The sequence below is a fragment of the Bacillus sp. GW823-FHT06B01 genome (assembly GCF_058952315.1).
This window is the reverse complement of sequence record NZ_JBXAHR010000004.1, coordinates 535,862-549,079: the sequence shown is the minus strand read 5'-3', so window position 1 is coordinate 549,079 and position 13,218 is coordinate 535,862. Positions and strand designations below refer to the sequence as shown.

Sequence of the window (13,218 nt, the reverse complement as noted above, 5' to 3'; positions counted from 1 at the left end):
TCATGCTTTTTTAATATATTATTGAACTCGGTTCATAATATCATTCTTTATACTTTCAAGTTTTTCTTCACTATGTTGTAGCGTACTTCCCTGCACCCCAAAATAAAATTTGATTTTAGGTTCTGTCCCAGACGGACGTAAACAGAACCAAGAACCATCCTCAAGGTAATACTTTAACACATTTGATTTTGGTAAATGTATTTCCTCTGTTCCATCCCCTATAATTTTTGTTCTCAAGCTTGCTTTATAATCTTCAGCAATTGTAACTTTTAAACCAGCTACTTCTACAGGACAATTTCCACGGAATGTTGTCATCAAGTTTTGAATTTGTTCTGCGCCATCTTTTCCTTTTAAGGTCAATGACACAAGCCCCTCACGGAAATAACCATGTTTTTCAAACACTTCAAGCAATCCATCATACAATGTCTTTCCTTGCGCCTTATAATATGCTGCAACCTCACATGCGAATAAAACAGATTGAACAGCATCTTTATCACGACAGAATGGCTTAATTAAATAACCATAACTTTCCTCATAACCAAATTGGAAACTATACTGTCCACTTTCTTCATATTGCTTAATTTTTTCTCCAATAAATTTAAATCCAGTTAACGTATCAACTGTATCTAAACCGTATGCTTTCGCAATTGTACGACCAATTTCAGACGTTACGATTGTTTTTAAAACAACACCGTTTTCTGGAAGAGTTCCGTTTTCTTTCTTTTGAGATAGTAAGTAATCAAGCATTAATGCACCTGTTTGGTTACCAGTTAACACTTGGAACTCACCATCGTGATTGCGAACTGCTACTCCTAGACGGTCTGCGTCAGGATCTGTTGCGATTAATACATCTGCACCAACTTTTTCACCATCACGAATTGCATACTCAAACGCCGCGTGCTCTTCTGGATTCGGTGATTTTACTGTAGAGAAGTTCGGATCTGGTAACTCTTGCTCTTTTACAACCGTTACATCTGTAAATCCAACTTCTTTTAAACCACGGCGCACAGAAACATTTGATGTTCCGTGTAATGGTGTAAAGACGATCTTTAAGTCCTTACCAACTTTTTGCACCATTTCTTTATTAATAATGACATTGTTCAATTCTGCTGCATATGCATCATCTACTTCTTGTCCAATAATATGTAATAAACCGCCAGCTTTTAATTTCTCTACGTCAGCTACTTCAACTGTTAACTCATCTTCTACTGCATTTACGTAGCTAATTAACTCATCAGCTTCTTTTGGAGGCAATTGTCCACCATCTTCACCGTATACTTTATATCCGTTATATTCAGGCGGATTATGACTTGCCGTAAGAACGATTCCACTTACTGTATGTAAATGACGAACTGCGAAAGAAAGCACTGGCGTTGGGCGTAAGCTTTCAAACACGTATGTTTTAATACCATGTGCACCAAGTGTTGCAGCTACTTCCATTGCAAACTCTGGAGATTTATGACGAGAATCATATGCAACAACAACACCACGTGCTTTTGCTTCCTCTCCTTGTTTCTCAATAAATTGAGCTAAACCTTCTGTCGCCTTACGTACTGTATATACGTTCAAACGGTTTGTTCCAGCACCAAGTTCACCACGCATACCGCCTGTACCAAATTCTAAATTTTTGTAGAAACTGTCTTCAATTTTCTTTACATCTTGTTTCATTTCCTCTAACTCTTGTTTTAACTCTATATCCAAACTAACAAATGTATTCCAGCGTTCATATTCTTTTTTCCATTCCATTTTAAATTCTCTCCTCTCAATCAAACACAATTTAATTATATGGTGAAAATGATATTTTCCTCAATACTATATTTAATACTCACAAAAACTTTTACATTAAATGTATAAAACAGCACCCATTATGAATACTTTTTGTATAAATTGAAAAGCTATACATAAATAAATATATTCTCGAATAAGGTGAGGTACAATGCAAGAATGGGCGCTTAAACCAGAAATACAACAACATATCCAAGAGATTATCAAAGATATTTCCCTTGCACTTCAAGATATGCAAAGCACATTAGAGAACAATGATAAATGCCTTTTATGTAAAGTCGAAGATATACATAAGTTACTATTACAAATTCAATCAACAACCGCTTCTTACTATCTCAAAACATATTTATCACCATATACAGATTGCTATATCCAACTATTAACTGCAATCAGGCAATTATCTCAAAAACGCCATGGAGCTCTTATTATTATAGAAAGAGAAAAATCATTAGAAGCATATATCCAATCTGGTATAGAAATTCAGGCTCATTTAACAGTTCCGTTACTAGAATCTATTTTTTACCCTGGAAACTCACTTCATGACGGTGCTGTTCTTGTAAATAATAACCATATTATATCAGCAGCAAATATACTACCCTTATCGCAACAAACTTTGACATCCAATCGAAAGTTAGGAACACGTCACCGCGCAGCAATTGGACTCTCTGAAGTCAGTGATGCACTTATTTTTGTTGTATCTGAGGAAACTGGTATAACGTCATTTGCCTTAGATGGAACCTTATATACATTTTCATTATGAAACATATAATACACTTATATTTCCTCGCATAGCAGGAATTTTCTTTCTGCTAATTGAAGTGTTTGGGAACAGGGAGGCGATATGCTAGCCATGAAGAACATATTACAGCAATTTATTACAATACTCTTCGTATGCTTCACTTTTACAGGTTGCATCGATACGAATAATTCGAAAGACATTTCCTATCAAAATCAAGAAACAGAAAAAGGCATAAAAAAGGCAGTTTGGAATCAACTATCCAATCAAGAAAAGCAATATATTATCGGTGATTGGGAAAATGCAACAATGATCAAAACAATATTGCATAAACATAATAGCCGTCAATTTAATGAAGAATATGAAGGGAGAAGTGTCTACCTCGTGCATTTCCCATCTGATACGTCCTATCCCAAAAACGTTGAAGTGTACGTCGATATCGATACAAATAAAATTGTCGGATATAATCAATAAACTATTAAAAAATGACCTTCGAACGAATCTACGATTCATTTGGAGGTCATTTTCTTCGGATCAAACTACAGGATAAATGTTTAAAACAAAATAATAATTTATATGGAAAATCTTCATAAAAATATTCAGTTATCAAAAACTTACTTCTCATAGTAATAACAATGCAATTATCTTCTTTGCTATTATTTCATTTATGATTGCTTATAAGTTGTAACAACCATTCACCTTTATCTTTTTGCTTATTCTCCATCACTAAACCTTTCAACAAACGTTGCAAGTGTACGTACCATTGCACCTGTTGCCCCGGCCGGCCCTAAATCATGCGCTCCTGACGTTTCAGATGTTCCAGCGATGTCTAAGTGTACCCAAGGTGTACCTTCAGCAAATTCACCTAGGAATGTACCTGCCATAACCGCATGTCCTTCACGGCCTGGTGAGTTATTTAAATCAGCAAACTTACTGTTTCGAACGCGTTCTTTATCACGATCAAAAATCGGTAATTGCCAAATTGATTCATCCGTTTCCATAGAAGCTTCTAGCACTTGCTCAAACAACTCTTCATTGTTTGTCATTGCGCCTGTCGTATGATTTCCAAGTGCAACAATTACACCGCCTGTTAATGTCGCAACATCAATAAGGTAGTTTGCACCTAGTTTTTTCGCATACGTAATACCGTCCGCTAACGCAAGGCGACCTTCTGCATCTGTATTTAATACTTCAATTGTTTTTCCGCTCATAGATGTAATTACATCGTCTGGCTTAAATGCTGTACCACTTACAACGTTATCAGTTGATGGAATAACAGCGATCACATTTTGCTCTGGGCGAAGTTCACCGATAATTTCCATCGCACCTAATACAGCAGCAGCACCGCCCATATCACCTTTCATACCGACCATGCCTTCACGTGGTTTTAAAGAATAACCACCTGTATCGTATGTAATTCCTTTTCCAACAAATCCAATGACATCTGTCCACTCTTCTTTTCCTTTATAAATAAGAGCAATCATTTTTGGCGGCTCTGTACTACCTTGGTTTACTGCAAGTAACGCACCCATACCAAGATCTTCCATCTCTTCTTTCTCAAGAACTTTATAATCCATATCATACTTTTCCGCTAACTCAACAGCATACTCAGCAAGCTTCGTCGCTGTTAATACGTTTGGTGGCATATTTACAAGTGTACGAGCCGAATTTGTTGCGCGTCCATGCACGTAGCCAACTGTTAATGCAGCTTCAATTTCCTGTGCATCTTCCGCTGTAATAGCCGTGAACTTCTCTAACTCTACACGATCCTTTTTATCTGATTTATACGTTTGTAATTCATATGTACCAAGACCTTGTACTTCTGCCGCTATATGAGCTACATCAATCACATCTAATTTCTCTGTTACGAAAGAATCAAGTAAGATTGCTGCATCTTGTACTTTTGCTGCTTGTAACGTTTTAAACGCCTTACCAAGAGCCGCACGTAACGTTTCTGTCGTATAAGATTCTTTCTTTCCTAAACCAACGAAATAATAACGTTTCACATTTGTTTTCCCTAAACTATGTACTTTCGAAATAGCTTTCTTCTTAGTAGAAAGTTCTTTCTCTTCTAATAAAACTTGTAAGTGTCCTTCAAATGCTTTGTCCAGTTCTTGTACAAAACTACTCGTTTTCTCTTCTTCAAATAAGGCAACAATAACCGCTTCGTGGCTTGCTAATTCTTTTTGTACTTGAAACATGTTCAGACCCCCTAAATTTCTCTACTCTACCTTTATTATAACTTTATTTTCGATAAAATGCGACAATTCTAACTTCTGTTGCATCCTATATAAAGTGAACCTTTAATCAGTGGTGTTTTTCTTCATCCCCCACTGATTATTAGCCTTCACCAATCGGACTTTTACGGGTAGCCCGCCCCCCGCCTAATTTCTTTGCTTTCGCTGAATTTTGAGGTGGGGTTTTACTGCCCACAAATAGCGGGGTAATCCATCTTTCTTCCATTTCTTCTATTATCAAATAAAAAAGTCTAGCGTAATTACCACTAGACTATCTTTGTTTTAAATATTGCCCACGAAACACTTGCATCGTTTCGTCTTGATTTAACATCGTTAACTCTTCTTCTGAAAACTTACCATTTCCAACTTTCACTACATACACATTCACTTTTTTCTTACCCCATTGGCTATAAACATCTTTCACCGTATCATAATACAGATCAAGACGGTTTCCTTTTATTGCACCGCCCTTATCAGCTACTACACCGTACCCATAACCTGGTACGAATAGAATCGTTCCAATTGGGAATACGCGTAAGTCCGCAGCGATTGTGGAATATAAATCCCTTTTCACCTTAACTCCTGAATATGTAATACCATACTCCGGATGTCCCGGTCTCTTACCAGTTGACTCAATTCCCGACGTATAACCTGTTGCAGTCATTTCAATTGAACGATATTTAGACCAGTCGTTTGCCTGCTCTAAAGCATTTATCACTTCTTTACTCGGAGCAACATTTCTCTTAACTTCTGCTGCATGTACTTCTTTTGCACTCGTTCCCTCATATTTCTTTACAATCTCTAATAAAGAAACTCCTGTGAAAGCATTCCATGTTACGCATAATGCGGATACAAGTAAACAAGTCATCATAATGCGAATACAATATCGTTTTAACATTTTTATATTCCACACTCCTTCATCGTTAATCATTCCCTATACGATGAAGGAATATGCAAAAAATAATCCCCAAATGAATTGGAGATTAAAACATTTGATATCCGCTTTTCCGAAGTTTCTTAATGACAATTCCGGCTAAAGCAGCACCTACTAATCCAGTAGATAGAATAAACACATCTGCCTGCCCTAAATGCGATACACTTGTCCCAAATGAAGAGAATGTTTCTTTCGGCTTTGAAAAATAATCCCACACACTCGCCTTATTAATAATAAGTATACAAACAATTGGATACACAATAACCATTACCCATGTCGCTCGCAATATCATGTTGAGTAAAAATCCAATTCCAAAAAACAAAATGAAAAATAACATCATTGAAATAAGTAGTACTGGTATACTCACTCTTTCTCCCTCTCCTTCGCATGCGCCGTAAATACATGATAGGCTGTATAACCAAATTGCTCTCCTGGATCTAATGTTTTGTTCATCTCAAGATGTAGTTCTGATCTTCCTTCAAACAAATATTTGATAAGTAGCGACGTATTTGGATCGTCCGCAATCGTATCTGGATGTAAAAATGCTACTTCAGACAATTCCTTCTCCTGTACAATAATGTTTTCTCCTTCAGGCTCCAAAAGGAAAATAATCATATTATCACTAATCTCATTGCGAATCACGCCCGATCGAACACCAATGATCCCCTTCACATGAGCGACGATACCTGTCTCTTCTAACACTTCACGTTTCACAGCTTCATCAACCGTCTCACCTTCATTTACAAAACCAGCCGGCAATGACCATTTCCCCTTTAATCCACTATATTTTTTCTTAACGAACAGCCACCTGCCATCTTTTGTAGCTACTAAGCCACCAACAGCTAGCCATACTTTCCCTCGCTTCTCCATGATGTAATACCCTCCTCTACTAGAACGGACAGAATATTCTTTCTTTTTTATATATTATACTATATTTTTAAAATGAAAAAAGCAGAAACAGCTCTTAGCCGTTTCTGCTTTTTCTATTATATATTAAAAGAACTTTAATTTACCTTTTTTAAGAACTAATAAAGGTCCACCTAATAAGAATAGGTAACGGTTATCGATAACTTTCTTCATGAAGGAAGCTTTCCAACCTGTTAACTTTTTGCCCATAACAACGCCCATTGCATCGTCATGACCTAAAGAACATACAGATCCTTTATTGTCGAATGCGAATTTTTTCATTTCGCCTTTACCACGAACTAACACAGTTAAGTTGTGTGCAATGTTGTAACCTTCTTGAATTGCGATTTGTGCCGTTGGTGGGTATGGACGATTAATTTCTTCGTTAATGATTAACGCTGCGTCACCAACCATAAATACATCTTCGTATCCTGGAGCGTGCATGTACTCATCAACTTTTACACGTCCGCGCATTGCTTCAAAGCCAGACTCTTCTACAATACCGTTACCACGAACACCCGCAGCCCAAACTACTGTTTCAGACTTAATTAATTCAGTATCATCGCCGTTTGCAACGATAATACCTTCTTCAGTTGCTTCTTTAATTGCTGTACCGATGCGGAATTCTACACCTTTTTTCTCAAGTTGTTTTACAGCGTATTCTACTAATGCCGGATCGAAACCTGGAAGTGCTGTTGGAGCAGCTTCTACACAGATAATACGTGCTTTTTCACGTGGTACATTGTACTCTTTGCAAAGTTCAGGAACACGGTTTGCAAGCTCACCTACGTACTCGATACCAGTAAATCCAGCACCACCAACAACGATTGTTACTAACTCATCGCGCTTTTCAGTTGCATATTTAGCGAAACTAGCTTCCATATGCTCACGAATTTCACGAGTTGCATTAATGTTAGCAATTGAGAATGCATGCTCTTTTAATCCTGTAATTCCGAATGTTTCTGATTCGAAACCAAGACCGATCACTAAGTAGTCATACTCTAGCTCGCCGTCTTTTAAGATGATGCGTTTTTCAGCAGCTTTAATTTCTACTACTGTGTCTTGTACAAAGTTCACTTTATTTGTATCAATAACGTCTTGAATATCTAGACAGATTTTTTCATCTTGTAATGTACCAGCTGCGCTCTCATGTAACCAAGTCGCTTGGTAGTGATAGCTGTTGTTGTTTACTAACGTAATTTCAGCTTCATTTACAGATAATGCTTTTTGCAGACGAACAGTCGTAATCATCCCGCCATAACCTGCACCTAAAACTACGATTTTTGGAGTCTTCACCAAATCACAACCCTTTTCTTTATATAATAGTAATGAAAAATAATACCAAGTACTAAAAACTATATTTGTCAAGAATGTGGAATTTATCACATTCTATATCATAACAAAACGCAGTCAAAAAATCGTACGAATTTTGTCATAGAAATTTAACATAATACTTCCCTATATTAGTCGGTTTTATTCCAGAATTCAAGCGTCTGGCGAATTATCAATATTTTAAAATAACATAGCGTTTTCAAGGGTTTTTCAGCCTTTTTTTCATGTATTTTCCTTTCACCATATTTTATACAATTAAAAAAGCATCTATGCGAAAACTTACACACAATTCAGTCGTTTTCAGAAGTATTATGAACTCAAATATGCTATCATTTATTTGAAAGTGTCATCATTTGCAGGATTTTCGTGTACATATGAACAATATATGAAATCAATATCAAAATTCCATCTATAGGGGGAATGAAAGTGACAGAAAATCAAAAGGTTTACGACATAACGATTATTGGTGGTGGTCCAACAGGGCTGTTCACAGCATTTTATGGCGGTATGAGACAAGCAAGTGTAAAAATCATTGAAAGCTTACCTCAACTTGGAGGACAATTATCCGCACTCTACCCTGAAAAATACATTTATGATGTAGCTGGATTCCCGAAAGTGCGCGCACAAGAACTAGTTGATAACTTAAAAGAGCAAATGAAGAAATTTGATCCAACCGTTTGTTTAGAAGAAGCTGTTGATACGCTTGAGAAACAAGCTGACGGTATATTTAAACTTGTTACGAATAAGCAAACTCACTATTCTAAATCAGTTATTATTACTGCTGGCAATGGTGCTTTCCAACCACGCCGCTTAGAATTAGAAGGTACAGCAAAGTATGAAAAGAAAAACTTACATTATTTCGTTGATGATATGAATAAATTTGCTGGTAAGCGCGTCGTAGTATTTGGCGGCGGCGACTCAGCTGTTGATTGGACAATGATGTTAGAGCCGATCGCTGAAAAAGTTACAATCGTTCATCGCCGTGATAAGTTCCGTGCACATGAACATAGCGTAGAAAGCTTAATGAATTCTCGTGCAGAAGTAAGCACACCGTACATACCAGTAGAACTCATTGGTGATGACAACATTGAACAAGTCGTTCTTCAGCATATAAAAACAGAAGAAAAAATTATCATCGATGTGGATGATGTCATCGTAAACTACGGCTTCGTTTCCTCTCTTGGCCCAATTAAAAACTGGGGCTTAGATATACAAAAAAACAGCATTCTCGTGAACTCGAAAATGGAAACAAATATTCCTGGCATATATGCTGCTGGTGACATTTGTACATATGAAGGAAAAGTAAAACTCATTGCTTGCGGCTTCGGTGAAGCACCAACAGCAGTAAACAATGCAAAAGCTTACTTCGATCCAAACGCAAAACTTCAACCGATGCACAGCTCAAGTATGTTTTAATATAGAAATGAAAAGAACTCCTTTTACGTGAAGGAGTTCTTTTGTTATTGTGCTACCGTACCCTTCCAAAATATGTTACAATAAATAAGAACAAACGTTCCATTTGATAAGGGGGATATTTTAAAATGAAAGAACCTATTATAGTAAAAAAAGAAGCTTTCCAAGCAATCGGCGTTTCGATTACGACGACAAATGAAATAGAGGCATCTACTGAAGGAAAAATTCCAGGGCTTTGGAACCAATACTTCCAAGAACAAATGATGCATCACATCCCAAATCAACAAACGAAAGAAACATTCGCGTTCTACTCAAATTACGAATCAGATGAAACTGGTACATATCAATTTACGATCGGTATGCCCGTTTCTTCATTAGAAGACGCACCTGAAAATATGACAACTTTAACAATACCTGCTGCTACATATGCGATATTTACAACGAGAAAGGGACCAGTTGCTGAAGTCGTTTGTGAGGCTTGGGAATATATTTGGCAATGGTCAAAAGAAAACAAACGTGCTTTTACAACAGACTTTGAGCTTTATGATGAAAAAGCAACAGATCCAACCAACGGACAATTGGATATTTATATTGCATTAGCCTGAACGACAAAAAAGAAGATACCATTTGGTATCTTCTTTTTTGTCGTTAAATAACCACTGTGCAAACCCAACATTATTGTCTACAATGAAAAAGTGCAGTATAGAAATATTAGAAACTGTATAAAACGATTGTTAATAGGTTTTTTAGTTTAAATTTGTCACATAGAAAGGAAGCAATATGGAGGAACTACAACAAAATAAATCTGCTTTAAAAGAAAATGCGAAACCATTATTAAAAAATACGAATTTCCTTTTCCTTTGGGCAGCTACTCTTTTTTCAAGTTTTGCTTTAGCCTTTTTTACTTTTTCACAAACGTGGTACATAGCAAAAACATTAAACCTTGAGGCTTCACTCGGTGTTGTTTTCGTAGCTCTTAGTGTTCCAAGGCTTATTTTTATGATTATCGGCGGTGCTGTAGCTGATAAATTCCCGAAAAAAAACATTATGTTTTATTCTAATATTATTCGTGCTATTCTCGTCGCAACCATCCTTACATGGTTCATCGTAGGTGATGTAACACTATATACATTTGCTTTATTCGCTTTATTCTTTGGGCTTGCTGATGCTTTTTTCTGGTCAGCTGATGGATCTATCTTACCTGAACTTGTAGAAAAAAGCCGTTTAACACAAGCAAATTCACTTACACAAATGACAAACCAAGCATCGGTCATCTTAGGCCCTGTACTTGGCGGAATTCTTATCAAATTTACGAACTATGAAACGATCTTTTCGATCACGATTTTATTACTGATCATCGCAGCCATACTCGTTCAAAAAATACAATTTACGATGCCAGAACAGCAAAATACAGACAAAGGCATGTTCACTTCTATTAAAGAAGGCATCTTATATGTAAAGGAATCACCATTCCTTTCAACCTTCCTTATTTGTAGTGCCTTTTTAAACTTATTTTTAATCGGTCCGATGCAAGTCGGTTTCCCGCTTTTTGTTAAAAATGTTCTGCACGGTGACTCGCTTCAGTTTAGTTACTTAGAAGCATCTGTAGGAGGCGGAATGGCGATAGGCGCTGTCATTGTCGGTTTAAAAAATATTAATCGTAGACGCGGTCTATTTTGCATTATCATGATGCTACTGTCTGGTGTATTCTTCTTATCCATCAACTTTAGCACCGTACTTTGGCAAGCATTATTAGCTGGCATTTTTTACGGTATTACAATTGCAATGGCTATCGTTCCGCTTATGGCGATGATTCAATCGACAGTAAAAGAAGAAATGATGGGACGCGTAATGAGTTTACTTATGCTCTCATCAATGGGCTTTATCCCGCTTTCTTATGCATTCACATCAATCGCACTTGCAATAGGAATTCCAATCGTAACCGTTATGAAAAGCGGTGCAATCGCCGTTATCGTCTTCGTACTCTTTGTAGCGATTCGTGTTCCAGTTGTAAGGAAGTTTGATTAACTACTTGGAGTCATGTGTTATACGCATGGCTCCTTTTTAAACGGATCAAATAACTGTATCCCCTTACTTCTTCTCACAGCTGCTCCCCATTCTAATCCAACCTCTAAAAATAGATCCCGCACTGTACTGTATAAAAGAGCCTTCACATTTTTACGGATTTCCCCGTATTTATACGCTCTCACAACACTCTTCACTCGCCAAATGAAGTTTCCATACACTTCGTCATCAGCTAATATTTGCTCCAGTAAAACACCTTGCTCTAGTAACCCGCTCTTTTTATATGCAAGTTCCACCTTACTCCAAAATATATTAATCTTTTTCGGATTACGCGTCATCGGCACAAGTGCGTATATAAAAGGCTTCGGTATATCGTGACGGCAATACGTCTCATCAAGTTCGTACGTTTCTTTTCTATTCTCTTTTATTTGTGGAATGTTTTTAAAAAGAATTGTTTCCCCCTCATATTTTTGCTCCTTTTTACTACAGCCATCTGCACGATCCTCACTTTCACATGCGGACAGTTTCATACGGTCATCCATGCGGTCAATTGCAGATGTAAGAAATACATATAAGTTCGCACTATATCCACCGCGCTTATGTCTTTCTTTTGTCGCAACACGCTTTATAATTCCTAGTTCCTCTAATTTTGCAATTGAACGGCGTACTGTACGAATACTTTTTCCAACATTTGTAGCAATCGTCTCCATTAACGGACAAGCAACTCCCACTGTTTTCTGTTTCTCATTCACTGCATACTTTCCTAAAAAATGAATAATAATAACATCCGTTTTATTCAATTGAAATCGATAGCACTTCAAAACTTGTTTTTGGTATGTATTAAACTCTTCTTTACTTCGAAATTCACTATATGGTTTCATTAAATTATATAAGCTTCCCATTTTTATCACCTCATTTATAGGTAAGAAGCAGGAAGAGAAATTGGCGTGATATTTAATATTTTTTAGTGGAGATGAAAATATGATCGTAATTAGCGCTTGTTTAGGTGGTATCGCTTGTCGGTATGATGGAAATGACAATCTCGTTTCAAAAATAGAGGAGTTATTACAAAGAGAAGATACCTTACTTGTTTGCCCTGAAGTATTAGGAGGATTGCCAACACCTCGTCCCTCAGCTGAAATTATTGGCGGGAATGGCGATGACGTTTTGGATGGAAAAGCAAAAGTGATGACAAAAGACGGTGAAGATGTCACAGAAGCATTTGTAAATGGCGCTTATAAAGCTCTAGAACAAATGAAAGGTTTACATCCTGAATATATTATTTTGAAAGAACGCAGTCCATCTTGTGGTAGTTCAACGATTTACACCGGAGAGTTTAACGGCAATAAACAAATTGGTTACGGGGTAACAACTGCTTTACTCAAAAGACATGGATTTAAAGTCATTTCAGAAGAGGATTTTGAGAATATAAAAAGGAATTGACCCTGTTCGTCAATTCCTTTTTTCTTTCTTATTTTGCACCTAGTTTTTCTTTCACTTTCGCAGGAAGCTCATCTTTCTTTACTTCTTCCCAAGCTGATACACCTTTTTTATCTGAATAGTATACACGTAAGAATGCATCTTTACGAAGATTTTTTTGAGCATTAAATTCTAATTCTTTTTCTTTTCCGTCTTTATCAAACCCTTTTAATTTATACTCAAAATGTTTGTATGGCTCTCCGTTATCAGACTTACCATTATACTCTTTTCCATCTACTGTAATTTGAACATAATACTCGTCTTTACCCATACGATTTAAATCACAGCCAACTAATAGGCTTGCAAATACAACTAAAATACTAAAAAGTGCAATATATCTTTTCATTTCCTTCACCTCATGTGTTTTTCTT

At 36.7% G+C, this 13,218-nt stretch carries 14 protein-coding genes; 6 read left to right on the top strand and 8 right to left on the bottom strand.

The genetic code is table 11. The features are described from left to right. Positions 1–18 precede the first annotated feature (18 nt). Positions 19–1,746 (bottom strand): phospho-sugar mutase, encoded by a 1,728-nt coding sequence (locus AC1Q8N_RS21335; RefSeq protein ID WP_493521367.1) that lies wholly within the window; start codon positions 1,744–1,746, stop codon positions 19–21. A gap of 190 nt (positions 1,747–1,936) precedes the next feature. Here AC1Q8N_RS21335 and cdaS point away from each other — a divergent pair, with 190 nt between their 5' ends. Together cdaS and AC1Q8N_RS21325 are read left to right on the top strand one after the other, a co-directional pair. Continuing rightward, positions 1,937–2,545: a sporulation-specific diadenylate cyclase CdaS gene (cdaS, locus tag AC1Q8N_RS21330; RefSeq protein ID WP_048542252.1), complete on the top strand. Its 609-nt coding sequence runs from the start codon at positions 1,937–1,939 to the stop codon at positions 2,543–2,545. Between the two features lie 90 nt (positions 2,546–2,635). Further along, on the top strand, positions 2,636–2,995 hold the full coding sequence (locus AC1Q8N_RS21325) for a hypothetical protein (protein ID WP_003295594.1): 360 nt from the start codon (positions 2,636–2,638) through the stop codon (positions 2,993–2,995). Between the two features lie 239 nt (positions 2,996–3,234). Here the strand turns inward: AC1Q8N_RS21325 and pepA are convergent, their stop codons facing one another. The 5 genes from pepA to AC1Q8N_RS21300 all read right to left on the bottom strand — a co-directional run bounded on the left by pepA (position 3,235) and on the right by AC1Q8N_RS21300 (position 7,894). Continuing rightward, the gene (pepA, locus tag AC1Q8N_RS21320; RefSeq protein ID WP_098642731.1) at positions 3,235–4,722 is read right to left on the bottom strand and encodes a cytosol aminopeptidase; all 1,488 of its coding nucleotides are present in this window, start codon (positions 4,720–4,722) and stop codon (positions 3,235–3,237) included. Positions 4,723–5,029: 307 nt separating this feature from the next. Then, complete coding sequence (gene spsC / locus AC1Q8N_RS21315; RefSeq protein WP_000920109.1) at positions 5,030–5,656, bottom strand: stationary phase survival protein SpsC; 627 nt, start codon at positions 5,654–5,656, stop codon at positions 5,030–5,032. A gap of 85 nt (positions 5,657–5,741) precedes the next feature. Then, complete coding sequence (locus tag AC1Q8N_RS21310; protein ID WP_000027007.1) at positions 5,742–6,059, bottom strand: YuiB family protein; 318 nt, start codon at positions 6,057–6,059, stop codon at positions 5,742–5,744. Then, positions 6,056–6,562, bottom strand: coding sequence for an NUDIX hydrolase (locus tag AC1Q8N_RS21305; protein ID WP_000415296.1), 507 nt, complete (start codon positions 6,560–6,562; stop codon positions 6,056–6,058). The genes AC1Q8N_RS21310 and AC1Q8N_RS21305 overlap by 4 nt, the downstream gene beginning before the upstream one ends. 123 nt (positions 6,563–6,685) lie before the next feature. After that, the gene (locus AC1Q8N_RS21300) at positions 6,686–7,894 is read right to left on the bottom strand and encodes an NAD(P)/FAD-dependent oxidoreductase (protein ID WP_000856605.1); all 1,209 of its coding nucleotides are present in this window, start codon (positions 7,892–7,894) and stop codon (positions 6,686–6,688) included. Between the two features lie 462 nt (positions 7,895–8,356). Between AC1Q8N_RS21300 and AC1Q8N_RS21295 the strand changes: the two genes are divergently transcribed. From AC1Q8N_RS21295 to AC1Q8N_RS21285, 3 genes are all read left to right on the top strand, one after another. Next, positions 8,357–9,346 carry an NAD(P)/FAD-dependent oxidoreductase gene (locus AC1Q8N_RS21295; protein WP_141520003.1) on the top strand — a complete coding sequence of 330 codons (990 nt, stop codon included), beginning with the start codon at positions 8,357–8,359 and terminating at the stop codon, positions 9,344–9,346. A 125-nt stretch (positions 9,347–9,471) separates the two neighbouring features. Further along, on the top strand, positions 9,472–9,948 hold the full coding sequence (locus AC1Q8N_RS21290) for a GyrI-like domain-containing protein (protein ID WP_048542265.1): 477 nt from the start codon (positions 9,472–9,474) through the stop codon (positions 9,946–9,948). 175 nt (positions 9,949–10,123) lie between these two features. After that, entirely contained in the window at positions 10,124–11,371 is a 1,248-nt protein-coding gene (locus AC1Q8N_RS21285) for an MFS transporter (RefSeq protein ID WP_098847367.1), read from the top strand. 17 nt (positions 11,372–11,388) lie between these two features. On the opposite strand, the gene AC1Q8N_RS21280 is transcribed toward AC1Q8N_RS21285, so the two are convergent. Beyond that, positions 11,389–12,270 carry a helix-turn-helix domain-containing protein gene (locus AC1Q8N_RS21280; RefSeq protein ID WP_098642730.1) on the bottom strand — a complete coding sequence of 294 codons (882 nt, stop codon included), beginning with the start codon at positions 12,268–12,270 and terminating at the stop codon, positions 11,389–11,391. Between the two features lie 79 nt (positions 12,271–12,349). Between AC1Q8N_RS21280 and AC1Q8N_RS21275 the strand changes: the two genes are divergently transcribed. Then, on the top strand, positions 12,350–12,811 hold the full coding sequence (locus tag AC1Q8N_RS21275) for a 2-thiouracil desulfurase family protein (protein WP_048542270.1): 462 nt from the start codon (positions 12,350–12,352) through the stop codon (positions 12,809–12,811). A gap of 28 nt (positions 12,812–12,839) precedes the next feature. Here the strand turns inward: AC1Q8N_RS21275 and AC1Q8N_RS21270 are convergent, their stop codons facing one another. Beyond that, positions 12,840–13,193, bottom strand: a complete 354-nt coding sequence (locus AC1Q8N_RS21270; RefSeq protein WP_048542271.1) for a YxeA family protein — start codon at positions 13,191–13,193, stop codon at positions 12,840–12,842. Between the last annotated feature and the right edge of the window lie 25 nt (positions 13,194–13,218).

What these genes read in the sequence shown, in the direction of transcription:
- AC1Q8N_RS21290 (WP_048542265.1), top strand. Translation starts at nt 9,472, where the DNA reads ATGAAAGAACCTATTATAGTAAAAAAAGAAGCTTTCCAAGCAATCGGC.
- AC1Q8N_RS21325 (WP_003295594.1), top strand. Translation starts at nt 2,636, where the DNA reads ATGAAGAACATATTACAGCAATTTATTACAATACTCTTCGTATGCTTC.
- cdaS (WP_048542252.1), top strand. Translation starts at nt 1,937, where the DNA reads ATGCAAGAATGGGCGCTTAAACCAGAAATACAACAACATATCCAAGAG.
- AC1Q8N_RS21280 (WP_098642730.1), bottom strand. Translation starts at nt 12,270, where the DNA reads ATGGGAAGCTTATATAATTTAATGAAACCATATAGTGAATTTCGAAGT.
- AC1Q8N_RS21335 (WP_493521367.1), bottom strand. Translation starts at nt 1,746, where the DNA reads ATGGAATGGAAAAAAGAATATGAACGCTGGAATACATTTGTTAGTTTG.
- AC1Q8N_RS21305 (WP_000415296.1), bottom strand. Translation starts at nt 6,562, where the DNA reads ATGGAGAAGCGAGGGAAAGTATGGCTAGCTGTTGGTGGCTTAGTAGCT.
- pepA (WP_098642731.1), bottom strand. Translation starts at nt 4,722, where the DNA reads ATGTTTCAAGTACAAAAAGAATTAGCAAGCCACGAAGCGGTTATTGTT.
- spsC (WP_000920109.1), bottom strand. Translation starts at nt 5,656, where the DNA reads ATGTTAAAACGATATTGTATTCGCATTATGATGACTTGTTTACTTGTA.
- AC1Q8N_RS21270 (WP_048542271.1), bottom strand. Translation starts at nt 13,193, where the DNA reads ATGAAAAGATATATTGCACTTTTTAGTATTTTAGTTGTATTTGCAAGC.
- AC1Q8N_RS21285 (WP_098847367.1), top strand. Translation starts at nt 10,124, where the DNA reads ATGGAGGAACTACAACAAAATAAATCTGCTTTAAAAGAAAATGCGAAA.
- AC1Q8N_RS21275 (WP_048542270.1), top strand. Translation starts at nt 12,350, where the DNA reads ATGATCGTAATTAGCGCTTGTTTAGGTGGTATCGCTTGTCGGTATGAT.